The sequence below is a fragment of the Nitrospiraceae bacterium genome (assembly GCA_020632595.1).
In the GTDB taxonomy this organism is placed as follows: Bacteria; Nitrospirota; Nitrospiria; order Nitrospirales; family UBA8639; genus Nitrospira_E.
The window spans coordinates 723,881-749,901 of sequence record JACKFF010000001.1; the positions used below are offsets into that span (position 1 = coordinate 723,881).

The following is a 26,021-nucleotide window of genomic DNA, read 5'->3' on the forward strand; positions in this document are numbered from 1 at the left end:
CAACCGTTAGAATGATTATGAATCCTTCACGGCAAAAAACATGTGAATGTAATCCACCGGCTGCAGGGGAAGCTCCAACATGCCTTTGATGCCTTCTGAATCGTATCCCAATTTTTCCAAATCGGGCATAGCCTTCCAAATTTCCGATTCCGTGAGATAGGCGATGGTATCCGGCACACCCTGTGGCGGTAACGATTGCACCAGATTTTCTAGTCCGGTGCGTTCGTGAGCAGGAGTACTTTCGGAAAGCGGAAATTCGATATGACGTTGGTAGGGACTCCGGTACGTGCGGTTCAATGCCTCCAGGGTTCGAAGGATCAACGCGTCCAATTGCCAGGCCTGGCCTTCCGGCGGCGAAGGATGTGATGCCAGCAGATCCATGAGAGTGATCACATTGGTTGACAAACTCCGTCCCACAAAATCCCGTTGCGATTCAATCACACCCGTGTGAATATTCAAATGCTTGGCTACGTTTTGCATCAACTGAAAGTTCACCATAAAGCTGAATTGGCCACCCTGGACCGTATAACAGGGCTTTTCCGGGTCATTCAGCACCTGCGGATCCACCGTCCCTGCGTCAAAACCGCTAAATCCGATCGCGTTCGGGGCCAATAATCGCTTGGCCTCCTTGAGGCTCTGACACGCGCCCACGTTGTAGGGCACGAGAACTTCTTCGTCGATCTGCTTGAGAAACTCGGCGACCGTGCGGCGAAACGGAAAGTCCTTGGTCTCGATCGGGCGATATTCCCGCTCCCAGACGAGATCTTCGAGAAACGATGGCAACGCGGCGAGAGATTCGATGTCCTGCTGGCCAAAGGCCTCTATAAACTTTGGCCAATCCGGGAAATCCGCCAACCGCTTTTCGTTCAGATTGGGGCGAAGCTGTTCCTCATGAATTTCACCCCCTTTTCGCAGAATGAGCTTGGTTGGCAACTCGCTCCAGAGTTCATTGCAGAAAATCCGATCAATACTCCCATCCGGAAAGTCCGAGAGATCCTCGATAGACACAAGGTCAAACGTAACCCGCTCACGATGCTTAGCCAGATCCGTGTTGGCTTTGGCTTGCTCCAACAAGACCGGCTCGCGCTCTATACAACGATAGGTGACTCTTGGAAATATCCGTTTTTCTTGATCCAACTCCTGAAGACGATCCAAGAAACAAGCCGCGAGATTCCCATTCCCGGCGCCCCATTCCATCACGGTCAATGGTGTGGTCCCTTGATCAGCACCTTGAGTTTTCGCCCGTTGTCCACACCGACGCCAATAGTCCTCCGCCAAGGCAAAGCCTAACCGGAAATCGGCCGCGGCCACCGTTTGGTAATAATCTCGAACACGACTTCCCCTCAATCCGTAAAATAGGCGATTAATGTGGGCTTGCCACATATCGACCGGTTGAAAATCTCCTACGAGTTGCGGCAATGCATCGGGATCCATACTTGGTGAAGCACCCATAGTTCTAACCTATATTCCTTAGAAAGAATGAATGAAAATGCCAGTGGCAACAAAGTAGATGAAAATGCGTAGAACCGGCCGGAATCTTAACAAACACCTCATGGTGCTGCAAGGCAAGGTCGAAAGTCCTTGACTCAATGGCGCCATTGAAGGTAGAGAACGTGGATTCTTAAAAAGAACGGAAAGATTTTTGGAAAAACCGATTTCCGAGTCACCACAACTCTACACAAAAATCTGTATGAACCATCCTTTGCCCGTCATGCCGCGCAACCTCCTGTTTGGCATCTTGATCTGTATCATGCTCTTTACGATGCTCGGCACCGCTTGGGGCGGTGATTCTCCCGTTCAGGCCGACTCCCCTTCCGTATTTCAACCGAAAGACACACAACACGGGTTTTCGCAATATGATACTCCGCCCGATCATTTTTCTGATGTTCCATCCCTCTATGATAGTTACTCGCAATCTCCTCTGATCCCCTCATTGGATAAAAGACCCGGGGGAGTATTTTTGGATTTAGATTTTGCAGAAAGCTTCGAGGTCAAACCGACCACCAGGGGCGGCCATACCCACATACCCGTCAGGCCAACTGAGACATTCCTGCCCAACGTCACATCTGTGTATTTGGTGTTTACCGTCCATGAACATTTATCGTCCTATCAAATCATTGGCCGTCTGTTCTCTGAATCAGAAACCGGAATGAATGCTTCTCAATGGCTCGACGAAGATATCGTTGATCTGGCTACGGAAGACGAGAGTGGGTTTCTGAAATTTTTCCCACCGGACGGAACCTGGCAGCCTGGCCAATACCGCGTCGAAATCTTCGTGGGGTATATCGCCAATGACGTCAATAAATTGGGCACCATGCGATTTACCATTGCTCCGCACCCTGTCGCACCCGCTTTACCCTAAAACACTCTCTTGGGGCTACAGACCCTTTCCGCCGGGTGATTTCTTGACTCAATTCAATGTTTCTTGTAAGGTATTCAGCAGTTTACCCTAAGCATATTTTTGGGCCATTCCAGCCGTCATTTCGTGCAAACTTCTCATACATTCCAGAGATCGCGTACACGCAATTCCCTGATCTCCAACAATGCGCCGGGAGGCAACGGGTGTTAAAAAAGAGTGGAAGCTACTTACTCTTATTTATTTTTATTGGCGGACTGTTAGGCAGTATTTTAGGGGAAATTCTTCAGGTCGTGGCTCCTCAGGGCACCGTGCAAAATATTTTTGTTCAGGCATTAAACTTAGGCTTAGACCCGCCCGTGACCGTCAATTTGGTCTTGATAAAATTCACACTCGGGTTCCTCTTGAAAATGAACCTCCTCACCGTTTTGGGGATGTTCCTCGGTGCCTACGTTTATAAACACATATAGACAAACCCAAACGCTCGGACCGTACCTCTCGAAACACTCTCCTGCCGGCGTGGTCATGCCAGCCAGTCTGTATTGCGAATCTGTGGTGGGTTCGTTGCGGATAGATCACCACTTACTACCATGGGTCTGTTGAAAAAAGCCGCCAGCGGCGTTCTCGCCATTTTTCCGTGCTCACGTACTACGCGCACGCTCCGCGCGTAAAAACGGCTGCGGCCTTGCTGGACGGACTTTTTTGAACCGACCCGGAGCCTTTAATGAGTCATCTCATTCTGGGCAAATTTGCCCTTGAACATCTTTATTATTCAACACTCCCTACCATAGGGAATAACGGAAAGAGGAAAGGAAGCGGGTCACTATCCCGGATCTCAATAAGAGAAAATGAAAGAAGGCGGTGATTCTGATTTAAATTCCAACCTGGATCTGCTTTTGGCGAAGAACACGAATGGTATCGCGCAACTGGGCGGCTCGCTCAAATTCCAAGGCCTTGGCTGCCGCCTTCATCTCTTTTTCCAATGCGGCGATATTCTGTTCTAAATTCTTTTCGCCCCCGTATGCCGCAACCGTTTCTGCCGCCAGAGAAACATCCGCATAATCGGCTTCCGCCAATTGGTACTCCAAATCGTGGATGCGTTTTTTGATCGTCTCCGGCGTGATCCCATGCTCGGCATTGTATGCCAATTGGATGGTTCGTCTGCGGCCGGTTTCGTCCAACGCCCTCCGCATCGAATCCGTAACCACATCGCCATACAAAATCACGGTGCCTTCACGATGACGGGCCGCGCGCCCGGCTGTCTGTACCAGGGCACGATATCCCCGGAGAAACCCTTCCTTATCCGCATCCAGCACCGCCACTAAACTGACTTCCGGCAAATCCAATCCTTCACGCAATAAATTAATGCCGACCAGCACATCAAACACCCCCTTACGCAGATCCCTGATGATGTCCGCGCGCTCGAGCGTTTTAATATCCGAGTGCAAATAGCGCACCTGTAACCCCTGATCGTGATAATACTCGGTAAGATCTTCCGCCATGCGCTTGGTCAGTGTCGTCACCAGCACCCGCTGCCCTTTGGCCACTCGCAGCCGGATTTCCCCGAGCAACTGTTCGACCTGGCCCTTCGCCGGTTTCACATCCATCACCGGATCAATCAGGCCTGTGGGGCGAATGATTTGCTCAACCAGCGCCTTGCCGGCATGCTTCAGTTCATATGGTCCCGGAGTCGCGGAAACATACACCACCTGGTTCATGCACCTTTCAAATTCGGGAAATTTCAGGGGCCGGTTATCCATCGCCGAGGGCAAGCGAAACCCGTACTCGACCAAGGTATTTTTGCGTGAACGGTCTCCTTCGTACATCCCGCCAAACTGCGGCACGGTGGCATGCGATTCATCCACAATCAGCAAAAATTCTGTGGGGAAATAATCCAACAGGGTCGGTGGCGGCTCGCCCGGCGCCCGTCCGCTCAAGTGACGGGAATAGTTCTCGATCCCATGGCAATACCCCATCGTTCGAATCATCTCCAGGTCGAATCTCGTCCGTTGCTCAATACGTTGCGCTTCAAGCAATTGATTGGTCCGGCGAAAGTAGGCAATGCGTTCTTCCAGCTCTGATTCAATGCCGGCAATGGCCTGTTCATAGCGATCGGGCGCAATCACATAGTGGCTCTTGGGATAGATCGCAATTTTCGGCAGCTTTCGCAATGACTGGCCGGTCAACGGATCGATTTCATACAGGGCTTCCACTTCGTCGCCGAACAATTCCACTCGAATCGTATTCGAATCGGACGAAGCGGGATAGATCTCGATGACATCCCCGCGTGCCCGAAACATCCCACGCTGCAACTCGAGATCATTCCGCGAATATTGAATGTCCACCAACTTGGCCAGAATGCGCTCCCGGCGAATCTCCATGCCCGGCTCCAGATACAACAACATGTCGTGATAGACCTCAGGCGATCCCAGGCCATAGATACATGACACGGATGCCACGATAATAATGTCATTGCGTTGCAGGAGCGCCGTGGTGGCCGCATGCCGCATCTGGTCGATGGTGTCGTTGATGGCGGAGTCTTTAGCGATATAGGTATCCGTAGTCGGAATATAGGCTTCCGGCTGATAGTAGTCGTAATAGCTCACAAAATATTCGACCGCATTATCTGGAAAAAATGATTTAAACTCCTGATACAACTGAGCCGCCAACGTCTTATTGTGGACCACAACCAGTGTAGGTTTTTGCACATTGACAATCACATTGGCCATGGTGAACGTCTTCCCAGAACCCGTGACCCCCAACAACACTTGATGCTTAAGCCCCTGCTCTATGCCATCAGTCAACGCGGCAATCGCATTACCTTGATCACCTTTGGGTGTGTAATCAGACTTAAGCGAAAAGCTATTGGTTGCGTGCATCATCCCAATGTATCACAAGGCAAACAGGAGGGGCAGGTATGGATTACACGACGTGATTCAAAAAACTCTCAACTCCCACATTTCGGGCAAGTAAATTGGGGTGAACTCAATTCCCAAAGGAAGGACGGCGAACCAGCGAGAGAAGCTCTTCGTAGACATTTCGACGCTGTCCAATAAAAATCACATCAACAGTCCGCTCGTCGTCATTGAGTCGATAAATTATTCGGTAGGACCGCACACGGTATGATCGATAGCCGAAGAGTTCTTGCTGGAGAGAATGCCCTGTTAAGGGTGCATCCTGCAATGTTCGAATGGCATCCCGGATTTCTTGTTTAACCTCAGGATGCAGTTTGCGGATGCGGCCCCCGGCCTCTGGGGTATACCGAACACGATAGGGCGTCATTCACTCTCGTCGGCAAAGATGGATTCATGTGTTTCCCAACGACCGGATCGAACCTGCCTGAGGGACTTCCGAAGCGGGCGCACGGTCTTCGGATCACTTAGAATGTCCAGGGTTTCCATCAATCCTTCGAAATGCTCCATGCTGAGAAGCACAGCCGTAGGCACTCCGTCCCGTGTAATGCCTACCGTATCCTGACGCTTTTGTAGTTGACGGATCAGTTCAAGGAGTTGCGTCTTCGCTTGCGTCACTGACACATATTGATCCACATGCGGCATCAGAAATCCTCCCCTCCAAATAGTTCGATATCCAACCATTATACTGGTCATCCAAAAACCAGACAAGATGATACGATCCGAAGACAATCGAGCAGTGGAATCCGCTCTTCAGAAAGCAAACATGGTATAAGTTATGAAGGCTTGCGCCGCGATCGAAGAGTAAAACCCTGGATCCTCTTGACGCTCTTATGCCCGCCGGTCCAGGATCATCCCAAAAGGGTCTGTTGAAAAAAGCCGCCAGCGGCGTTCTCGCCATTTTTCGGTGCTCACGTATTAAGCATACGCTCCGCGCGTAAAAACGGCTGCGGCCTTGCTGGACGGACTTTTTTGAACCGACCCGGAGCCTGTGTTGAGTAATCTAATCCTGGGCAAATTTGTCCTTAAAAATCTTAATTATTCAACACTTCCAAAAACACCCGGGACACCCAGCCTATAGGCAAGGAGAACGTATGGGCACAACCACCATTGCAGAGTTTATGGGACAGGATCATGACCGCCTGGATGAAATATTCAACCGATTTCAAGCATTCAAGAAGCAGGATTCTCAAAAAGCCCGATTACTGTTTCAAGAATTGACCACCGGACTGCATCGGCATATCAGGTGGGAAGAGGAGATTCTTTTTCCGGTCTTTGAGGCCCAAGCGGAAATGGTCAGGGACCATGGGCCGACCGGAGTCATGCGACATGAACATCGGCAGATCAAGAACTTTCTGGAACAGATTCAGGCAAAAGTCGCAGAAGGAGACCTTACTACTGAAGAAGCGGAAGAAGGGTTGCTCCAGGTTTTAACGGCTCACAATGTGAAGGAAGAAAAAATCCTCTATCCGTGGATTGACAATTGCGTCAGCGACGAAGAGCGGGCCTCCCTGCTCGCCCGGATGGGAAACTGATCCCCCCGACCGGCTTACCCCCTGGCGCAATGCACCGTCACGTGCGTCTTTCTAAAACAACCCCACAATATTCCCTTTTGCGTCGATGCCGATCGATTGAGCCGCCGGGACGCGCGGAAGTCCGGGCATCGTCATCATATCCCCGGTAATGACCACCACAAACCCTGCGCCCATCGCGAGACGTACCTCTCGCACCGGAAGCGTAAATCCGGTCGGGGCTCCCTTCTGGGCCGGGTCGGTGGAAAAGCTGTATTGCGTCTTCGCCATACAAATGGGGAAATGCCCGAACCCGTTTGTTTCGAGTTCAGCGAAACGGGCATGGACAGCCGGTGGAATCTCCACATCCTCTGCCCGGTAAATCTCCCTGGCGATAATTCGCACTTTTTCTGCCAGCGGCATCGTATCAGGATACAGCACGCGAAAGTCGGCGGGCTCCTTCTCGATGACCTCACAAACGGTTTCGGCCAAACACACGGCACCCGCGCCGCCTTCAGCCCAATGATTCGCCAGAGCCATTTTGACCCCATGATCCGCGCAGGCCTGCTCCACCAGTGCCAGCTCCCGCTTGGTATCACTCGTAAATTGGTTGATGGCCACGACAGTGGGCACCCCGAATTTTTTCACATTCTCCAAATGGCGTAATAAATTCGGCAACCCTTGGCGGAGTGCGTCCAGATTTTCTTGCTCAAGGTCTTTTTCCTTGGCCCCACCATGCAGTTTTAACGCCTTGATCGTCCCCACCACCACGGCGCATGCCGGCGCGAGACCGGATCTTCGACATTTAATGTTAAAAAACTTCTCGGCCCCGAGATCGGCACCAAACCCTCCTTCTGTCACCACATAGTCCGCAAGGGTGAGTGCCGCCCTGGTCGCCACGACGGAACTACAACCATGGGCAATGTTCCCGAACGGACCGCCATGAACCAGGGCCGGATTATGCTCCAGGGTCTGCACAAGATTGGGATTGAGCGCCTCCTTGAGTAACACAATCATGGCTCCCTCCGCCTGGATATCTTTCGCAAAGACCATTTCCTTGTTGACCGTTCTCCCCACTTTGATATGACCTAGACGTTGCTGAAGATCCTGAAGGTCGGTCGCCAGACACAGAATGGCCATGACCTCCGAGGCGGCGGTGATGTCAAACCGGGCTTCTCTGGTAAACCCGTTGGATTTTCCCCCAAGTCCCGTGACCACGGATCGCAGTGAGCGATCATTCACATCCAGCACCCGACCCCACGTCACCCGACGGGGATCAATCTGGGGTTTGTGCCCCCAATACAAATGATTGTCTACCAGGGCCGCCAACATATTGTGCGCAGAGGTGATCGCATGAAAATCTCCCGTGAAATGCAAATTGATGTCGGTCATAGGGACGACCTGGGCATACCCTCCCCCACATCCGCCACCCTTCATTCCGAAACAGGGCCCCAGGCTTGGCTCTCGAACGGCCGCAATTGCCCGTTTCCCGATCTTATTCAATCCATCTACCAGACCGATGAGCGTCGTGGTTTTGCCTTCCCCAGCGGTCGTGGGACTCATGGCGGTCACCAAAATAAGCTTGCTCTCCGGCTTGCTCGGAAATGGCGGGAGGGATGCTAAGGGAATTTTGGCCTTATACCGCCCATACAGTTCGATTTGACTCGCATCCAATTGAAGTTTTTCCCAGGCCACTTCGGCGATAGGTTGCAAGGGGATTCGGTTGGCGATGTCGAGATTAATGGAAGAATGGCTCATCAGGCTGACTCCTCAAAAACGTGTATGGGGTTACGGTCTGGATGTTATATTCATTATCGCATACTCGAAGCGGACGGCGGGCCCTTTCTCCCACCCCGTGGCCTGCCGGCCTGAAGCAACAACCTCATTTCGAGATTCAATCACGCCAATCCAGTGAGATGCAGCAGGGGCTCCAGGACAAAGAAGAACAGCAACAGGTCGATGCCCGATGACCATCATGAGATTTGCCCAACAGACAACAAGAAGGTCGGTAGGTCTCACGGCCTCTTTCCGCATAACAGATACCCCGGGTCCCGCTTGGTATTCGATCCCAAGTTTTGGTAAGTAGAGGACATGCATATACTTTTCTCTACATTCGTCTTTGTCTTCTGCTTCACCATGTGTGGCTGGAGCATCACCTTCGCCCAAAATTTTGAGGTTGGGCAATCGGTGATCCTTGAGGCCACGAAGCCAATCGGAGTACCTCTTCATCGCAACCCCGCCCCGAGCTACCTGAAGCATGTCCCAACCGGCACTTCCGCTACGATTGAGGAGACTGCACAGCATGGACAATGGCTTTTCCTCCGCCTGCCCGATGGGAAAACGGCCTGGGTCCATAAAAAATATCTCAAAGCCGGTTCACTGGATCCGAAACCAACTGCTAAACCCGACCGCCATCTGACCGCTGAGGGAGGGGAGCACGAAGTATGGGCCAGCCGGGATCAGTGCGAGACCGCCGTCAAGCAAGGCAGCCGTATGGCCGCACAATCTTCTTCCAAGATCCGGCTGGCCACATGGAATATCCGATGGTTTCCCATCGGTCAGCCCAAGGACCAACGCGAGGATCATGCCGATCCGACCGACATCGACTGGTTGATCTGTTCGATCCGTTGGATGCAAATTGATATTCTCGCGATCCAGGAAAGTCTGGCGACCCCCGAGGCCACCAAAGCCTGGGACAGGATTATCGCTTCTCTGAATCAACAGACGGGAGACACATGGCAGTGGTATCGCCAACCGTGCGGCCGGTCCGAGGACCATCACGTCGGTTTGTTGTGGAACGACACCCGCGTGTCCTTGTCGCAATTTGAAAGCTTGTGGCAATTTAATACGAAGGCAAAATCGGCCAATAACGCCTGTACCTTCGGATTACGCCCGGGACTCTATGCCTGGGTACAGGCCAGGGAACCCCATGGCGTTGATTTTCATCTGATCGGACTGCATTTAAAATCCGGTCCCACGGTGTTTGCCGTAGAGGACCGGCATCACGCATTAAACCGGATTGATGAAGCGGTAGATCCACTTCTCGCTCGCGATCGGGATGTGATCCTCCTCGGCGACTTTAATACGATGGGCGCCGGCGATTGGCAATCACGAGACGCCGAGCTGAAAAACTTGCGTAGAAAAGTTGCAAAAGAAAAACCCGGGTTTGTTGATCTGACCTTACACCCGCAATGTTCTCACTATTTTCGCGGACGCGGTGGCTGGCTGGATCATGTGCTGGTTCCACAAGAGATGCAAGAAGTGACCGTCACCACAGTCCAGGTCACCGGCTATTGCGCCGTGGCAGGCTGTGAACGTATTCGAGGGAACTATCCCCTCGCGTACCGGCAACTCTCCGATCATTGTCCGGTAGTGTTGGAAATCGAGAACACCGATCAGGATTAAGCATCCTTCCACCCAACCCTCTCTCATTGCTCTCGATTGCCTCGCAATAATATGTTGGAACTCAAACTGATGGAAATTTAACTATTCAACAATTCCATTCTCTATTTCCGACGAAATCTTACCGCTTGCGGGGCTTCGATTTCTTGGGGAGGCTTGCCTCGCCCCAACAGGAGAGAAAAGCCGTGAGAAATTCATGCTCGCTTGAAGCCTCTACGGCCAGCGGGGCCAAGGCTAACCCCACCGCCAGAGCAATATGATAACCGACCGACCGTGTCGCCACCGCCCGTTGATAGGCAGGATGGGCGCGATTCACCCACACCGTTGATTCCACCAATCGCCCGATTTCTTGATCATCTTCCCGGTCTTCAAATTGAATACCGAGCCCAAACCGGGCTGGAGCCCTCCGGCTGCCTCGGTCCGGCAGCAGAAAGTCCGACACCACCGAGGCATCTTCTCCCGGCTCGCGAGGCTCACCTGGGGTCTCTCCACCTGGAAGTTCATTGCCGGGAGGTTGAACGACGAGTTCTGGTTCCGTTTCCTGATCCTGCGAGGCATCTCCGGGAACCATCACCGCGCGCATAGCCTCGTAGGGGCCCGGCGTTCCCAACGGTAACCGTTTTTGCCCACCCTTCCGATGTTCGACCAACGAGCCCAGGAGCGGAAAGAGATCGGAGAGATCTTCCAACACACGCTCAAGATCCCGTTCCAGCGGTCTGATTTGGCGAGGTGGCGTTTCCTCGACCGGACTATCCACCACTCCCCATTCTGAAAGTTGACGCTGAACGGCTTCCTGGATGGCTTTCCGATAGGCCAAATAAGTCGCGCCTCGCGCTCCCACACGAATGAAATCACCCTTATTCAATGTGAGGCTGGCCGCCAGACCAGGCACCTCGATCAGTCCGGAAATGTGTTCCCGTGCCTGCGGGGTAATCCCCAACCAATCCCACCCGGCCTTGATGACTTTGCCAAAGGTGCTAATGGCCAATCCTTGGAGATCGTCGGGCAAAGGATTTCCCGTTCGCACCAGATATCCCACCGCAGAGGGTTTCCGTTTGCGCGCCAAGCGAATTTCCAAAGGCGCATGCAGCGGCGCCTCAAAGCGTTGAGGCGGCAGATCCACCCCATTGATTTCAAACGTCACCCCGTGGGGATAGTGTGCATTCAGGATGGTGGAAAACGTGGGATCCAGCAACGGTTGGAAATGTCTGGAGATGGCCGCCTCAATAAATGCCTGATCCAGGAGTGGAGAGAGAACATTGTGGAGTTTCAGACGGACAGCAGTGCCTTGTTGAATCACCATGCCGATCGGGGGGACCCATTTCCAGGGAGCCCGATGCCGTGACGACAAATGCCACGTGGTAGACACATGCGTGTGTCCTCGCTTGGTTTCCGTCAGGACTTCCTGGCACACCAACAAACCCAGCTTAATACCCACACCGGCAAAGCCAATCCCCTGTCCCCGTCGTTTGGTGCTGGAGGCAATGTCTTGATAGCGGGCTAAGTCTTTCCGTTGCATGCCCGACCCGTTATCTCTCACCATCAACGTGCCCGCGGACGGATTCACTTCCATCACAATCCGACTGGCTCCTGAATCCAGAGCGTTCGCAATGATTTCGGTAAGAATGGTGTCTTCGAGCGCGCCCGGATAGGCATCCCGCAAATCTTCAAGCAGATGAAGCAAATCAACCCGGGTTTCACCCATCGCGATCGTCTATCCCTTTTCTTAGGCCTTAAGCATCCCTTTGGACCTCATCAACGCAAAGACCGTGATGCATTATTCCGGAATTTTGAGGACCCGCCGGGCTTCGGCTTCCACAAAAACCCGTTTCACGAGGGGATGCTTGGCCTTGATGTCCTTATCCAGGGCGGCCACACCCCGCTCGACCTCCTCCGAAGTCACGCCATCCCGAAAATCCACGCTCAGATTCACCAAAATAAAATTCGGTCCCATGTGCATGGTTAACACTTCATTCACATGCTCCACCCCGGAAAGCTGATTGGCCATGTCGCGAATACTCTGGACCACTTCCTTATTGGCGCTTTCGCCAATCAACAATCCCTTGGTTTCGTACGCGAGCCACATGGCGATCCCCGCCAAAATCAATCCGATGATACAGGTTGCAATGCCGTCAATATAGACAATCCCGGTCACCTGTCCCAACCAGATGCCAATAAAGGCCACGGCCAAGCCCAGCACCGCCGCCGAATCCTCAAAGAGGACCATAAAAATGGTCGGATCCTTTCCCCGTTGAACCGCTTGCAAATACGACCACTGTCCCTTGGCACGGGAAAACTCACGGAAAGCCATGTACCAGGCGCCACCCTCAAAGATGAGGGAGAGACTCAAGACGATATAGTTGACCATGGGGTTGATAATTGGCTCAGGATGAAGGATATGCAACACGCCCTCATAGAGGGAAATTCCGGCGCCTAAGGCGAAGACCAGAATGGCCACAGCAAAACTCCAAAAATAGATTTCCTTCCCATACCCGAATGGATACCGGTCATCAGCCGGTCGTTTGGCACGGTGGAGTCCATAGAGCAGCAGACCTTGATTGCCGGTATCCACCAGGGAGTGGATGCCCTCGGCTAACATCACTGAACTGCCGGTGATCGCCGAAGCGGCAAATTTGGTGACCGCAATAAGACTATTGCCGATCAACGCTGCGTAGATAACTTTTTTAGAAGATGACGCCATTAGACCTGAAATTATACGAAACACATTCCCGGCGAGAGAACGCGCAATGTTACCTGATATCCCGGATAAAAGTCCGGTCTCTGATGTCTCACCGGGGACCCATCCCACCCCTCTTTCTGATGACGCGTACGCACAACAACCACACTCCAACAGGTATCCCAATCCACACCAGTTCACTGAGCAACACGCCCATGCCCGCCTGGGATAAAAAGGCGGAGAGCCCAATCGGCGAAACGGCTATCGGCCTCAAGGGAAAGAAATATCTGGTCGAGTCGAACGGCGCAATAAAGGCAATGCCGAGTCCTCCATCGGTCAGGGCATCCAGAAATCCATGGGACAGGGTGACGAGAAAAAAATACACAGCAAACACCCAATACGGTCTGGTCCCCAACGCAAGAGTGGGAATGGCCCACCGGGGCACTACCAAACCCACCAGCATGGCAAACACAATGGAATGCGTGAGTCCACGATGCCCCAACATATGTTCATATGGAATCCCGAGCGCCAATCCCAGCACATCCACATCCGGCAAGAGACAACAGGCCATCGTGAACCACCAAAATCTTGCGGTATGAAATGGAATACTCAGGCTTTTGCCCATGGCATACGCCACCACCACATGTCCAAACGCCGAGGCCATCACCTTCTCCTTCTCTTCACGCTCTTGTTATCATGAAGTTATTATGAATGTCGCAAGAACCTTTTTTCCATTTTGTCGAATGACATCTTCTGATTTAGGAGGATATTCCGGATCATACAGATAAGAGGGCTCCTCGCTCTTTCATGGGAGTCCAGGAAAGACCGTTTCCCATGGTCCGACGCCTGCCGTCTGGTCCAAAGGAGGGACGCTCTCATCCCCTGGCGGGCCTTGTTTGAGCCTTACGAGTTGGGCCGCCCTCCTAGTTGGCATCCCTCCTCTCAAATAAGGCCAAACGGGGCGTCCATGGTTTTGCCTACTTTTGCCAAAACAAAAGTAGGTCGTCTGCCGTGGCGAAACCCGGCCACACAAAACATCACATTAGACACAGGAGTTAGGGACACAAGTGCGATGCGTTCAACAGCAATCGTTTTTTCCGGCAGTTACAAAGTCGATAAATTCCCGATTAACACGGTAATGCTGTAAAACCAAGACCCGTTCACTCCATATGTTCAGACAAATCAATCTCCGTTTCCGACCTGCCAACCGTTTCTCCCATCTCCCTATGCCGAAGCGTTTCTGTGTATGGGCTTTCCTCATGCTTTGGCTGGCCCTCCCTCTTTTCGGAGGTTGTGCGCCCAATAATGTTGAGCATTCTGACCCGGTGGCAGCCAGTCCACCGTCTTCAGCTCGCAGCCCTGGAGAGCAAGACGGCAGGACATTTCACCGTACCTCGCAGTATCTCACGATGCGGGACGGGGTCAAGATTGCGGTGGATGTCTATCTCCCCGCCGGCCTGAAGCCAGGCCACACCATTCCTACCCTCTTACACCAAACCCGGTATTGGCGGGCAATCGACTATCGATGGCTGGTCTCCGCCTTCAAAGATGACGGTCCACGGGGGCTTATCGGGTCTTATGCCAAACGATTCCTTCAACAGGACTATGCGTGGGTCGATGTAGATGTGCGTGGGTCCGGGGCGTCATTCGGGAACAGACCGATCGCCTATTCCCCTGAGGAAATCAAAGACGGCGCAGAAATTGTGGACTGGATCATCGCCCAACCCTGGTCGAACGGAAAGGTCGGGGCCATGGGTATTTCCTACAGTGGCGGGACCGCTGAAATGTTACTCATCAATCAACATCCGGCCGTTAAAGCGATTGCCCCGATGTATTCAGGCTTCGATCTCTACTCCGAAATAATCTTTCCAGGTGGCATCCACCTCAACTGGTTTACCGAAACATGGAGTGCGATTACTCATCGTCTTGACCACAATCGCCTACCCCACGGTGGCGTCATCGCGAATCTCTTTGTTCGTGGCGTACGACCGGTGGATGGCGATAAAAACCTTGACCTCCTATCACTCGCCCTGCGGGACCACGAGACCAATTGGAGCCCATACCGGGAAGCCTCGGACATTGTCTTTCGGGATGACCCTCCACCATCGGGACAGGCCGCCAACATCGACGCGCTCAGCACGCAAACCTATGCCGACGACATTGCCAAATCAGGCGCAGCCATCTACAGCTACAGCGGGTGGTTCGACGGGGGATATCAACTGGCCGCTATCAAACGGTATCTCCACCACCAACAGCCGTCACATCGGCTCATAATCGGGCCATGGGACCACGGAGGCAAACGCCGGATCAGTCCCTACGCGCTTGGACCCGCGCAGTTTGACCATGCGGCGGAATTGCTCAAATTTTTCGATGTCCATCTGAAGGGCGTGACCACCGGCCACCCGCATGATCCACCGATCCGCTACTACACCATGGGCGAAGAACAATGGAAAACATCGACAAGCTGGCCACCTGAATCCACTCCCACTCCCATGTATTTCCAACAAGAAGGCGGGCTCTCCATGAATGCCCCTCCAGCACAAGACCAGCCCGATCGATACCAGGTGGATCTCACCACCGGAACCGGCAAGCATTCCCGGTGGAACACGCTAGTGGGTATTTCTCTGAACGATCCCTACCCCGATCGGAAAGAACGAGACCAAGATTTGTTGGTCTATACGTCTGAACCGCTTTTAGAGGCGCTCGAAGTCACAGGGCATCCCATAGCCACCGTCTACCTCTCTGCCACCACCCAAGACACAAACCTCTTTGTCTATCTGGAAGATGTCACACCGGAAGGGGACGTGCACTACGTCACCGAAGGCGAATTGCGGGCCATCCATCGACGATGGCAACCAAGCGACACCATCTTCACCTCCACAGGTCCACTCCCCGTTCACACGTTTCGCCGTGCCGATGTCGCTCCACTCATTCCAGGTGAAGTAGCGCCACTGCTGGTCGAGTTACTTCCCACGTCCTATCAATTCAACAAAGGGCATCGCATCAGGATTGCTCTGGCGGGAGCCGACAAGGATCATTTTCAACACCTGGATGGCCCGGCACCCATATGGGACGTCTGGCACACCCCCGATCGTCCCTCCCACATTGAACTGCCGGTGATTCGTTGAGAGTTACCAACCCTAACAAGTTGCTGGAAAAGCATATCCGGAAAAAGTTGTCATCTTGAGTGAAACGAAAGATCTGAGCCCAGCCAAACTCGCACTCTCCCCGAAACGGAAGATGCCCGACCCTTTTCCTCATTCCCTTACATGCCTCACCTATCCCTTGTCCCATTGTAGCTTATAAACTACAATAAAGCCTGTGGAAGCCAAACCCAAAGAACTTCGCATTTTTGTTACTGAGGAAGGTCGAGAACCATTCAATGAATGGCTTGCCTCCCTCAATGACCGTAAAGTTCGCGCAAAGATCCGAGTGCGCCTGGATCGAGTCAGCTTGGGAAACTTTGGTGACTGCCACGGAGTGGGCGAAGGGGTGCAGGAACTGCGTATGGATTACGGCTCGGGATATCGCATATATCTGGGGCAAGACGGTTCGACGATCGTGTTGCTGCTCTGTGGAGGTGACAAAAGCACGCAAACCAAAGATATCGAAACCGCCAAACGATATTGGAACGAATACAGGAGGAGGCCATGAAAAGAAGCAAAGCTTATCAACCAGACCTGATTGAAAGTCTGCGTGATGCCGGTGAGGCGGAAGAATACCTGAACGCGGCGTTGGAGGAGGGCGATTCCGAATTGTTCCTGCTGGCATTAAGGAATGTGGCCGAAGCTCAGGGCGGGGTGGCCCAACTCGCCGAAAAGGCCAAGCTCAACCGCGAAAGCTTGTACAAAATACTCTCCGAACGGGGTAATCCTGAACTCAAAAGCCTCGATGCACTTCTTCACGCGTTGGGATTCCGCCTCGCCGTCACGGCAAACCGGTAGGCCTGACGCATAAGAAACGAGAAGGAATCCCATCACCAACGACTAAATTTCTTGATGTGAGGTTGTGAGGCTTGACCCTAAGACGTATACAAATACCATATTAAAAAAAAACCTTCTCAGATAAATGGTCAATTTGGAGGGATTCCAAGGGGGTATGGGTAGCAAATGTACAATGCAGAGTGCGGGCGGATTATTCCAGCAAAAACTTTCACCATCTTATTCATTATTCGCCAAGCTTCACTTGAGTCCCTCACGCTTGGATCGCTTTCATTCATTAATTTGATTAAGAGGCTCTTTATTGGCCTTCGCCTTCACCAGCAACTCACGCAAAGGTAGGTCGGCCACGTCCCCATAACGAGCTACTACTTCTTCGAAGGCCTCGAGGGCCTCCACATGCCGGTTGAGCCTGCCTAGAGCCACCCCTTTGCCATACAGCGCCCGTGCCACTTGCTCCCGCACCGCCGTTCGGCCGCGTCCCCATAACGAGCTACTACTTCTTCATAGGCCCCGAGGGCCTCCGCATGCCGGTTGAGCACACCCAGGGCCACCCCTTTGTTATACAGCGCCCATGCCACTTGCTCCCGCACGCCCGGTTCGGCCGCATCGTTCCACCCGGAAATCACCTGACCAAAGACGGCAATAGCCTCCTCTTGACGGTTAAGCTTTTCAAGTGTGACGCCTTTGCGTACCAGAGATTTAGTAGCATAATTTTTGGTTTTAACCATGTTCCTTCCACTCTTCTCTGTATGAGAATTTTCCAATTTAACTAACAAATCATAACCCAATAACTTCTCAGGAACCTCATCCTCCAGCTCTTCACAAGCCGTCCAGATCGCATCCATCAATTCCCGAATTTCGGAACCTTCCAGATTGGCGTAATCAATTTTCAGCCCTTGTAAAATAGCGTCGCGATATCTGGACTTTCGCATCGCAATTCGTATTTCCTCTAATGGTGACTCTCGTAGTTCTCCAGTTGTTTCTTTTTGTTTAGCTGCTTCAACCCGCTCGATGACGCTGCGGAGAAAGTAAATATCTGTCTCGTCCGCCGGAGCAGGGCCATCCTCAAACAACAAAGAATTTTTCAACAATTTCGCAAAGAAGCCCAAGGGATCGCGGGTCAATTCAGGTGTTTCAAGGGAAAATATCGTATTGAATTTATCGAAAACTTGTTGAGCTGAGAGGACAGGGATACGCATTTCGTCTCCGGCACTAACCAGTAATTCTTCAAGCAAAAGCTGGTTTCCCAACCCCTCCCTAATACCACCAACTCTGTCTTTTTTTAAGAAAGCCTCATTCATTTGACTCTCTTCTTTCGGCGGCGTTACGAGAAATACTTGCATATTAGACTTCAACCACTCCGGCATCAGTTCTGCATCATTTTTTGTATGGCAAAACCAATATAAGTTGTAAGGAAGCGGGCTCTTTAATCGACGTTTTAGAGCCGTCATGAGCACATCTCCTTCCCAACCTCCATAACCAATAATTAAGGGAGAGCGCCGAGAAAGAATCCTGTCCAGAAGCGAAGCCATCCTGGCGCTCGTTTGCGTCGAGACTTCAGAACGGCGCTCAATTTCACTACTCAGGTTACAACAATCGTAAAACCAATATGATCCATGAACATGGACAATCTGAATATCATTAAGTTCAGGATCGATTCGCTCCACGGTAAGTGGGTGATCGCAGACGATATGAGGCACACCAAATAGGGTTAAAGCTCGGGAAATAAAATCATCAAAATTGGTTGTTACCACGAGGCTTGAAATAGTTTTTGAAAGAAGTAAATGGGCAAGTCTAAAATTTGCCGGAGAAATGGGTTTTCTCTCTATTAATTTTCGTAGATATGACTGCCGTTGTTTGGGCTGAGCAAAGGCTTGCTGAAACCAATACGAATATTTTTCCAACGAGGAATTGGTTGTCGGTTCATGTTTTCGTCCGTACTGCCTGGCTTTCTCCTGACAATCTTGAATAATTCGAGGCGTAAGCGGAATAGGAGGATTGGAAATTCCTGCGCCAACTACGAAAAAGAACGGCGATCGACTCTCAAAATTATCGTCACATGCCTGTTTGATATGATCGACTGCTGTTTCCAGGTCTATATATGGCATAAGCGATCCAGCTAACCTTCTATCTATTGTTTACAGCTTCAGCATGAAATGGGATTATAATCCATATTGCTCTACTTGTTACTTCTTACGAAGTCCTGACGCCCAGCACTTCATCTCGTTGCATTGCATGAGCCAAATTGCCGTGCGCGGCATCGATTTGCCAGCGCTGGATCTTCCCAGGGTTCACTTCGTTTTCCAGTCATAAGTCAAAGGCGCAAAAGGCTACAATTCACTTGGATTAATGTCAACTAACCCGATAGGAGAAATGCCAACTCTTTAGCAAACAACTTCATTGAAAAAGAAACACTTCCTGCAGAATCGTTTTCCCTTCAAGAGGGCCGCCTGGTGGATTCTCATATCCACTCCCTAAGGCACACCTTTCAAAGATTTTAGGTCTGCAAGTAGAGGGACCCACCAGTCCTCCCCCTCCATTTTCATCAGGTATAGTAAATCTATGGCGTTGAGGCGCAAAGGACCCACATCCCAACAACCTCACTCACGCACGAGGCGCAAGCGTGGGCTAACATTTACCCTGCTCTGGGGTTTCGCTCGTCAGGGGTGGCGTGTGCTCCGCGCGGTCATGAGGGGGGTGCTGGCCTCCCACCCGATCGTTCGGGTCGTCCTGATTCCGACCCTCCTTTTTCTGCTGTGGCTCGGCGTCAATTGGGCTTTTCATACGTTCCATAAACCCACCGAAATTTTCTTTCCCTTAGATCAATCACTCAACAAGCACCCGGTTCAAACCTGGAAAGAATACGAATCGCTTTTTCGTGAGCATGCGACCGCGGTCATCACTCCGGAGTTTCTGGCTGCGCTGGCGCAGGTCGAGGGTGGAGGAAATCCTGTGGCGCGGACCTACTGGCGGTGGCAACTAACGTGGAATCCTTTAGAGCTGTTTAAACCGGCGTCGAGCGCGGTTGGCATGTACCAGATTACCGACGGGACCTTCAGCGAGGCGAAGCGCTTGTGCATCCACGATCATGAGGTAGTCGAAGACGGCCCGTGGCACGATTGGGAATCGTGCTGGTTCAACAGTCTCTACACCAGGATCCTGCCGAGCCATGCCATCGAGTTGACGGCGGCGCTGCTCGATCGCCAAGTCACCCAGACGTTGGGACCGAAGCGGATCGGCAAGGTGACGCTCCAGCGGAAGCAGGATCTGGCCGCCGTGATTCATCTCTGTGGAGCGGGAGCCGGCCGCGCCTATGCCGCACGTGGGCTTAAGCTGACCCGTCACCAACGGTGCGGCGACCACGACGTCAGCGACTACCTGGCACGCATCAATGAGTTGAAGTTCGAGTTTTCCAAGCCGGCGGCAGGAGACAAAACAATCCGACAGGGGCGTTAAAAACCGTTATAGGAGAAAGATCTACACTCTACTATTCAGACATTGGAGGAAGATATTGGATGGACAGCCGGTCCTCAACTTACAGTCCACAAAAGAGAATCGGTGCCCAGGTCGAAAATCCCACTGCTCTGCGAGATCCTTCGTGGAACTTGTCCTGAGTTTTGCCGAAGGGGTCAGGATGAAAACTTTTCAGACCTTGGTCTATTGTTGGTAACACACACTTGGCACGGCTTTCGTTCCTGACAGACGCCTGCCGGCTGGCCCAAGGGAGGGACGCTTTACTCAGCGGGCGGGCCTTGTTTGAGCCCTGCGAGTTGGACCGCTCTCTTAAGACTGGCGTACGTTCGCTCTCCTAAGGCCAGACGGGGCGTCAATGGTTTTGGGTCCTTTTGCCGAAACAAAAGGGCCTCGCCTGCCGGGGCGAAACCCGGCACTTCGCGAACATTCAAGAAACTCCTGGATGGTGAATTGTGTATACAATCAGGAATGTCCGCTTTGACCACACCGTAAATGCCTTGAACTAAGATTAGAGCGTGGACCGTCTTCATCATTCTGATCTTACCTGCACATCCCTTCGTTCGTTGATTCTGTGATTCGTTTTATTGCCGGCACGCATTAGGTGATCATTCCGAAAATTCTACTCCTGCCAAAGGTTAGGAGGTATTAGACCGGGAGATTGACTTCGTGTTCGCCATTTCCCATTCATATCGCCTCAGGAGTATTCGTGCAGGTGAACCAGCGTTTTTCAGTCTCACTGTTCTCCACTACGATCATATGAGGAACGTCGGTTAAAGAGTCCGGGTGTCGATCCATGTGACGTTTCCGGTTCGTCGTTTCACTTCCGCATACATATGCGCGGTACCGCCTTTTCCATCACCTCCGCCTCCATCCCACAAACAAATGAAGTGCACCTTCTCCACCCCGTACCCTAATGCAGTGTGAAGCAGCCAGAGATTGCACCGTTCATACGGATCGACACCTTCGGGAAGTGGGCCAAGGTGCTCGGGGGCCGAGTGGATTGCGGTCGTGAGCCTGGCTTTGGCGGCCACATACCTATCGCGCCAGACTTCGCCTCTACAGATGACAGACTTTTGAATAAATTCCGGCTCGTGGAACGGTTGCATCCACTTTATGATTACCTTGCGTTGCTGACAGGCCTCCGTGAACAAAAGGTCGCCTCCACAGGCACCTTGCGTAAGTGCAAGATCATCAGGGCCTGCGCCCAGTTGGTCTAAGACCGCGGCGATTTTCTGTGCCGCCACGGCTTCTTTATCCCTTGGAAAACGCGGAGGGTGTCTTCCCGGGGCATCGATCATATGCCCGCTAAAGAGCAAAACGTGCCGGGGCTGCCGCTGATCTTCAGGCTCCACAACCTGGTGTCTTGCGGGGTCAAGATTGGCTTTACCCATGTTTGTCTGATTTCCCTTGTCCTGTGTGATTGCCGCTGTATCGGATTCGCTGAGAAACCTGTCAGTGCGAGAAGCCTTTCTGGGAAATGTTTTATTGTTGGACTTGCTGTTGCGCTTGACCGTGACCTTTTGGGAAGGATTGTGGCTTAATCAAGAATATCCCATCGCGAATGGTCAACAAAACCGCTGAGACCCGCGGCTCGGCATGCACCACTCGGTTCAGTTCTTGAATGGCCGCCGTATTGGTATCCGGAGCAGGATGTGTCAGCACATCTCCATTCCACAGAACATTATCAATGAGAATGACGCCTTGATCCGATATCAACTCTAATGCCTGACGAAAATAATTCACATAGTTGGCTTTGTCGGCATCGATGAAGATCAGGTCAAACCTTCCAGTCACTGTCGCCATCGTTTCCATGGCGGGACCGAGGCGGAGATGAATCTTAGAACCATGAGTGCTCTGAGCCCAATACCGTTTGGCCATAGCCGTCGACTCAGGATCGATATCGCACGTGATCACCATCCCATCAGCCGGAAGACACTCCGCCATGGATAAGGCGCTGTAGCCGGTAAACGTGCCGATTTCCAACACCCGCCTGGCTCCCACACTCAACGCCATGACCTTTAAAAATGCACCTTCCAATGGACCGACCACCATCTGGGGGCAGTCCATCTTTCGATACGTTTCCTCCCGAAGTCGACGGCACACCTCCGATTCCGGAAAGGAGTGCGCTTCGGCATAGGCTTCAATGTCCGGCAGCACCAAGGATTTCATCTTGTACCCCCTTTGCAGTCAACTCATCGCCATACGGTTGGTCTTCAATGACCACATTGTCCTTCCCTTTATCCTCCTGCCGCAAGCCATCCCGTCCATTCTCAAAATTTTCCTCTCTCTTGCCTGGTCCGTCTTTCTGTGTCCGGGCAAATGGTCACAGGCTTCCACGCCCGGCCGCTTCACTCCACTCATCGGCAAATGCTTCTTGCCAATTTCTTAAGAGCTGCCTTACAGTGGTCCGGTTATCCGCTGAACTATTGACCACCCTTTGAGGAAACCGCTCATGTCCGCTGACGCTGTTCTTGATCCCCTGAAACAGACCTTGCGACAGATCCATCACCTGCATGATGCCGCAGCCGTGCTCTCCTGGGATCAGGAAACCTATATGCCTCCGGGAGGAGGAGCGGTTCGCGCGGAGCAACTGGCCACTCTTCAAACGCTGGCCCATGACCAATTTGTTTCGCCTGAGATGGAATCCCTGCTTGGAACGTTTGTGGATCTCTCCACAGGCACTCTTCATTCTCAGCACGCGTCTGCTTTGGACGAACCCTCACAAGCCCTCCTTCGCGAAACCTGGCGGGACTTTTCCCGTGCAAAAAAATTGCCGTCGGCCTTCGTCAACCAGCTTGAGCGGGAATGTTCTTTGGCTCAACAAGTATGGGCGGAGGCCAGAAAGACGAATGACTTCCAACGGTTTCTGCCGAATCTGCAACGGGTTGTGAAACTCAAGCAACAAGAGGCGGACTATTTGGGGTACGCGGATTCTCCCTATAATGCGTTACTCGACACCTACGAACCGGGATCGACCGTGGCCCAATTACGTCCACTCTTTGCCACCTTGCGGACGGAGCTGATTCGTCTGCTGGACCACATTCGACAGTCCCCTGTCCAACCCGACACCCAACTCCTGACGCAATCGTATGGACACACCCCACAAATGGACTTTGGCCGGCTTGTGCTCAAGCACATGGGCTACGATTTTCAACGTGGACGCCTGGATTTGTCGGAGCATCCGTTTACGACGGCGTTTCATCCAACGGATGTGCGGGTGACTACCCGCGTCTTCGAAAGGGATCTCCCCTCCTGTCTCTTTAGCTGTATTCACGAAGGAGGGCATGGCCTGTACGAACAAGGATTACCCGCTAAACAATATGGCACTCCATTAGGTGAAGCCATTTCTTTGGGTATTCATGAAAGCCAATCCCGTTTATGGGAAAATTGCGTGGGACGGTCCCGCGCATTTTGGCAATATTTTTACCCGAAACTTCAGGAGGTGTTTCCGACGCAGTTGGGGCAGGTCAGTGGGGAAGATTTCTACCTGGCGATCAACCGGGTGGCCCCGTCGTTTATTCGGGTCGAAGCCGATGAACTGACGTACAACCTGCATATCATGGTGCGATTTGAAATTGAGCTGGATATCATTGAAGGCCGCGTGCACGTGGATGATCTGCCGGAAATCTGGAACGCCAAAATTCAGGACTATCTGGGGATCGTTCCACCCTCCGATGCAGAAGGTGTGCTGCAGGACGTACACTGGTCCTTTGGGGCCTTTGGCTATTTTCCCACGTACACGCTCGGGAATCTGTATGCGGCCATGCTATTTCGGCAGGCACACCAGGATCTTCCAGACCTGGACCAGGCCATCAGTCAAGGTAACTTGCTTCCGTTGAAAGGCTGGCTGAATGATAAGGTGCATCGTTGGGGACGACAGTACACGCCAGCCGATTTAATCACACGCGTGACCGGGCAGGCCCTGACTCCTGAACCATTTATTCAAGACCTCAAACAGAAATTCGGCACCTTGTATCAATTTCCGACAACCGGTACACCGCCTTCACCTCAGTAAATTTTCACATTTATTGGGCTTTTGACATTCCCAAGATACCACCTTCGACAGATTGCTCTTCAATCCTTCTGCTCCCTAGCCTCACTCATTCATTCGTGGCCTTCTTCCCGTGAAGGGAAAGAACGGCAACGACACGTTTCAACCATTTTGAAAGGAGTGTGTGCCGTGAGGCTTCATTTACAACCAGTTTCGGTCTTCATGTTTGCTCTGGTTCTGTCGGTTGGCCTGTTGTTCCCCGTGTCCTGGGCGGAAGCGACCGTGAACAAGATTGACATTAACACTGCCAGTCTTGAACAACTCGAAGCCGTCAAAGGCGTGGGACGGGATATCGCCCACAACATCCTCGCCTACAAAAAGGATCATGGCGCCTTTAAATCGTTTGATGATCTGGGGAAAGTCAAAGGCGTGGGGAAAGTCAGACTGGAGGCGCTACGGGAAACCTTTACCGTTGGCTCAACCGCTTCGCCTGAAGAAGCCTCGCCTACCAAGTAACCACAGCATTTGCAATTCACAAGCCCGAGGTCGAACCCATGTTCGGCCTCGGGCCTCTCATGGTCTCCTTACCTTCAATAATTGCAGAGCAAGAATACGCCGTCATCCGGATGTCGTTGGGGCCCTAATACCCCATCGCCGTATTTAAGGATTTTACCTGTGCGGGTGCAAGCGTGATGGCTTCAGCCGCTTCAATCCGGGAGGGCACCAGCATAATGGTGTGGAAGGAAATATCCCGGATGGCAAGTTTTTGCTCCGGATTATCAGCGGGACCTAATTCCACCGCCTCCACGGCACTCATGATGGCGCTGGTATCCATAGGCCCGTATTTCTCAACCACCGTGTGAATAATTTCCATGACCTGTTGATTGGCTTCGGGTTCCTTCATGATCTTCTCAACCAAGCCCACAACCCCCTGAGCCGGTTCCGTCACATCAAAATTCTCTATCCGTTCCTTTTTACGCAAGAAGAGCAAATCATTATCCACATCTTTGCTAAAGGCCCCATAGGGAAACCGTACAAATTCAAAATGCAACCCTTTCAATCCTTTCCCCAACATTTGCAATTCACAAAGAAATAATAATTGTTGAAGTTTCACGTCACTCATCAGGCCCATGGATTCGGTCAAATGCAACGTATAAATTAGTAAAGCGCGGTCACCGGTCACTTCTGAGGGTTTTCTCATAGGTTCTCCCTAAATTTCTCCACCAAGACCAAAACAGACAAAATAATTCTTGATTACCCAGGATGATTGGGGTTTAATATATTCCTTCTTCATCTTACGAAAGATTCCACCATGTCTAAACCGGTCAAAGAACTCGAAACACTCAAGCATCATCTCCAAAAAAACAGCCTCAAACTGACTCGTCAACGCGAGTTAATTCTGACGACCTTCCTTAAAATGGAGCATGTCACTGCCGAGCAGTTATATCATATCCTTGCCAAAAAAGACCCGCATATTGGGCTGGCCACCATCTATCGCACGCTCAAATTATTCTGTGAAACCGACCTGGCACAGGAACGCCATTTCGGCTCGCAAACGCAATTCGATAATGTGTCGCATAAGGGTCATCATGATCACCTCATTTGCACTTCCTGCGGAAAAATAGTCGAATTTCAAAATTGCCAAATCGAAAATTTACAAGAAGAGGTGGCGAGAAAAAACGGCTTTACCATTCAAACCCATAAACTGGAACTGTACGGTCTCTGCAATACCTGCCAAAAGGCCTGATGAGACTGGT

General features: G+C 52.0%; 25 protein-coding genes. 12 read left to right on the plus strand and 13 right to left on the minus strand.

Translation table 11 applies throughout. The annotated features are described in order from the left end of the window. Nucleotides 1-15: 15 nt before the first annotated feature. Nucleotides 16-1,452 (minus strand): SAM-dependent methyltransferase, encoded by a 1,437-nt coding sequence (locus H6750_03255; protein MCB9773328.1) that lies wholly within the window; start codon nt 1,450-1,452, stop codon nt 16-18. Between the two features lie 238 nt (nt 1,453-1,690). Between H6750_03255 and H6750_03260 the strand changes: the two genes are divergently transcribed. Together H6750_03260 and H6750_03265 are read left to right on the plus strand one after the other, a co-directional pair. Beyond that, complete coding sequence (locus tag H6750_03260) at nt 1,691-2,362, plus strand: hypothetical protein (protein ID MCB9773329.1); 672 nt, start codon at nt 1,691-1,693, stop codon at nt 2,360-2,362. 56 nt (nt 2,363-2,418) lie between these two features. Beyond that, nucleotides 2,419-2,826, plus strand: a complete 408-nt coding sequence (locus tag H6750_03265) for a DUF4321 domain-containing protein (GenBank protein ID MCB9773330.1) — start codon at nt 2,419-2,421, stop codon at nt 2,824-2,826. 402 nt (nt 2,827-3,228) lie between these two features. Here the strand turns inward: H6750_03265 and uvrB are convergent, their stop codons facing one another. The 3 genes from uvrB to H6750_03280 form a co-directional block, all read right to left on the minus strand. Beyond that, nucleotides 3,229-5,235 carry an excinuclease ABC subunit UvrB gene (uvrB, locus tag H6750_03270; protein ID MCB9773331.1) on the minus strand — a complete coding sequence of 669 codons (2,007 nt, stop codon included), beginning with the start codon at nt 5,233-5,235 and terminating at the stop codon, nt 3,229-3,231. A 106-nt stretch (nt 5,236-5,341) separates the two neighbouring features. Further along, nucleotides 5,342-5,638 (minus strand): type II toxin-antitoxin system RelE/ParE family toxin, encoded by a 297-nt coding sequence (locus H6750_03275; protein MCB9773332.1) that lies wholly within the window; start codon nt 5,636-5,638, stop codon nt 5,342-5,344. Then, nucleotides 5,635-5,913 carry a type II toxin-antitoxin system Phd/YefM family antitoxin gene (locus H6750_03280; protein MCB9773333.1) on the minus strand — a complete coding sequence of 93 codons (279 nt, stop codon included), beginning with the start codon at nt 5,911-5,913 and terminating at the stop codon, nt 5,635-5,637. The genes H6750_03275 and H6750_03280 overlap by 4 nt, the downstream gene beginning before the upstream one ends. 449 nt (nt 5,914-6,362) lie before the next feature. Between H6750_03280 and H6750_03285 the strand changes: the two genes are divergently transcribed. Beyond that, on the plus strand, nt 6,363-6,803 hold the full coding sequence (locus tag H6750_03285; protein ID MCB9773334.1) for a hemerythrin domain-containing protein: 441 nt from the start codon (nt 6,363-6,365) through the stop codon (nt 6,801-6,803). A 51-nt stretch (nt 6,804-6,854) separates the two neighbouring features. Here H6750_03285 and H6750_03290 read toward each other — a convergent pair whose 3' ends face one another. Further along, nucleotides 6,855-8,537, minus strand: coding sequence for a formate--tetrahydrofolate ligase (locus tag H6750_03290; protein MCB9773335.1), 1,683 nt, complete (start codon nt 8,535-8,537; stop codon nt 6,855-6,857). Between the two features lie 41 nt (nt 8,538-8,578). On the opposite strand from H6750_03290, the gene H6750_03295 reads away from it, so the two are divergent. Together H6750_03295 and H6750_03300 are read left to right on the plus strand one after the other, a co-directional pair. After that, nucleotides 8,579-8,749, plus strand: coding sequence for a hypothetical protein (locus H6750_03295; GenBank protein ID MCB9773336.1), 171 nt, complete (start codon nt 8,579-8,581; stop codon nt 8,747-8,749). A 121-nt stretch (nt 8,750-8,870) separates the two neighbouring features. Beyond that, nucleotides 8,871-10,184 carry an endonuclease/exonuclease/phosphatase family protein gene (locus H6750_03300; protein MCB9773337.1) on the plus strand — a complete coding sequence of 438 codons (1,314 nt, stop codon included), beginning with the start codon at nt 8,871-8,873 and terminating at the stop codon, nt 10,182-10,184. A 118-nt stretch (nt 10,185-10,302) separates the two neighbouring features. On the opposite strand, the gene H6750_03305 is transcribed toward H6750_03300, so the two are convergent. The 3 genes from H6750_03305 to H6750_03315 all read right to left on the minus strand — a co-directional run bounded on the left by H6750_03305 (nt 10,303) and on the right by H6750_03315 (nt 13,522). Then, a complete protein-coding gene (locus H6750_03305; GenBank protein ID MCB9773338.1) occupies nt 10,303-11,886 on the minus strand; it encodes an ATP-binding protein in 1,584 nt (527 codons plus the stop codon). A 72-nt stretch (nt 11,887-11,958) separates the two neighbouring features. Then, nucleotides 11,959-12,882 carry a cation transporter gene (locus tag H6750_03310; protein MCB9773339.1) on the minus strand — a complete coding sequence of 308 codons (924 nt, stop codon included), beginning with the start codon at nt 12,880-12,882 and terminating at the stop codon, nt 11,959-11,961. A gap of 88 nt (nt 12,883-12,970) precedes the next feature. Continuing rightward, nucleotides 12,971-13,522 carry a metal-dependent hydrolase gene (locus H6750_03315; GenBank protein MCB9773340.1) on the minus strand — a complete coding sequence of 184 codons (552 nt, stop codon included), beginning with the start codon at nt 13,520-13,522 and terminating at the stop codon, nt 12,971-12,973. 745 nt (nt 13,523-14,267) lie between these two features. Here H6750_03315 and H6750_03320 point away from each other — a divergent pair. The 3 genes from H6750_03320 to H6750_03330 all read left to right on the plus strand — a co-directional run bounded on the left by H6750_03320 (nt 14,268) and on the right by H6750_03330 (nt 16,802). Beyond that, nucleotides 14,268-15,986, plus strand: coding sequence for a CocE/NonD family hydrolase (locus H6750_03320; protein MCB9773341.1), 1,719 nt, complete (start codon nt 14,268-14,270; stop codon nt 15,984-15,986). A 193-nt stretch (nt 15,987-16,179) separates the two neighbouring features. Next, nucleotides 16,180-16,512, plus strand: a complete 333-nt coding sequence (locus H6750_03325) for a type II toxin-antitoxin system RelE/ParE family toxin (GenBank protein MCB9773342.1) — start codon at nt 16,180-16,182, stop codon at nt 16,510-16,512. After that, on the plus strand, nt 16,509-16,802 hold the full coding sequence (locus H6750_03330; protein ID MCB9773343.1) for a putative addiction module antidote protein: 294 nt from the start codon (nt 16,509-16,511) through the stop codon (nt 16,800-16,802). The genes H6750_03325 and H6750_03330 overlap by 4 nt, the downstream gene beginning before the upstream one ends. Before the next feature lie 410 nt (nt 16,803-17,212). On the opposite strand, the gene H6750_03335 is transcribed toward H6750_03330, so the two are convergent. After that, a complete protein-coding gene (locus H6750_03335) occupies nt 17,213-18,703 on the minus strand; it encodes an SIR2 family protein (protein MCB9773344.1) in 1,491 nt (496 codons plus the stop codon). Between the two features lie 784 nt (nt 18,704-19,487). Between H6750_03335 and H6750_03340 the strand changes: the two genes are divergently transcribed. Beyond that, on the plus strand, nt 19,488-20,255 hold the full coding sequence (locus H6750_03340) for a transglycosylase SLT domain-containing protein (GenBank protein MCB9773345.1): 768 nt from the start codon (nt 19,488-19,490) through the stop codon (nt 20,253-20,255). A gap of 278 nt (nt 20,256-20,533) precedes the next feature. On the opposite strand, the gene H6750_03345 is transcribed toward H6750_03340, so the two are convergent. The 3 genes from H6750_03345 to H6750_03355 form a co-directional block, all read right to left on the minus strand. Next, nucleotides 20,534-20,806 (minus strand): hypothetical protein, encoded by a 273-nt coding sequence (locus tag H6750_03345; GenBank protein ID MCB9773346.1) that lies wholly within the window; start codon nt 20,804-20,806, stop codon nt 20,534-20,536. Nucleotides 20,807-21,043: 237 nt separating this feature from the next. After that, nucleotides 21,044-21,571 carry a hypothetical protein gene (locus H6750_03350; GenBank protein ID MCB9773347.1) on the minus strand — a complete coding sequence of 176 codons (528 nt, stop codon included), beginning with the start codon at nt 21,569-21,571 and terminating at the stop codon, nt 21,044-21,046. A gap of 184 nt (nt 21,572-21,755) precedes the next feature. Further along, nucleotides 21,756-22,442: a class I SAM-dependent methyltransferase gene (locus H6750_03355; protein MCB9773348.1), complete on the minus strand. Its 687-nt coding sequence runs from the start codon at nt 22,440-22,442 to the stop codon at nt 21,756-21,758. 283 nt (nt 22,443-22,725) lie between these two features. Here H6750_03355 and H6750_03360 point away from each other — a divergent pair, with 283 nt between their 5' ends. Both H6750_03360 and H6750_03365 read left to right on the plus strand, forming a co-directional pair. Next, nucleotides 22,726-24,288 carry a carboxypeptidase M32 gene (locus H6750_03360; protein ID MCB9773349.1) on the plus strand — a complete coding sequence of 521 codons (1,563 nt, stop codon included), beginning with the start codon at nt 22,726-22,728 and terminating at the stop codon, nt 24,286-24,288. A gap of 198 nt (nt 24,289-24,486) precedes the next feature. Further along, nucleotides 24,487-24,780: a helix-hairpin-helix domain-containing protein gene (locus tag H6750_03365; GenBank protein ID MCB9773350.1), complete on the plus strand. Its 294-nt coding sequence runs from the start codon at nt 24,487-24,489 to the stop codon at nt 24,778-24,780. A 124-nt stretch (nt 24,781-24,904) separates the two neighbouring features. On the opposite strand, the gene H6750_03370 is transcribed toward H6750_03365, so the two are convergent. Beyond that, complete coding sequence (locus tag H6750_03370) at nt 24,905-25,465, minus strand: hypothetical protein (protein MCB9773351.1); 561 nt, start codon at nt 25,463-25,465, stop codon at nt 24,905-24,907. 111 nt (nt 25,466-25,576) lie between these two features. On the opposite strand from H6750_03370, the gene H6750_03375 reads away from it, so the two are divergent. Further along, entirely contained in the window at nt 25,577-26,011 is a 435-nt protein-coding gene (locus H6750_03375) for a transcriptional repressor (protein ID MCB9773352.1), read from the plus strand. The last annotated feature ends 10 nt before the right edge of the window (nt 26,012-26,021 follow it).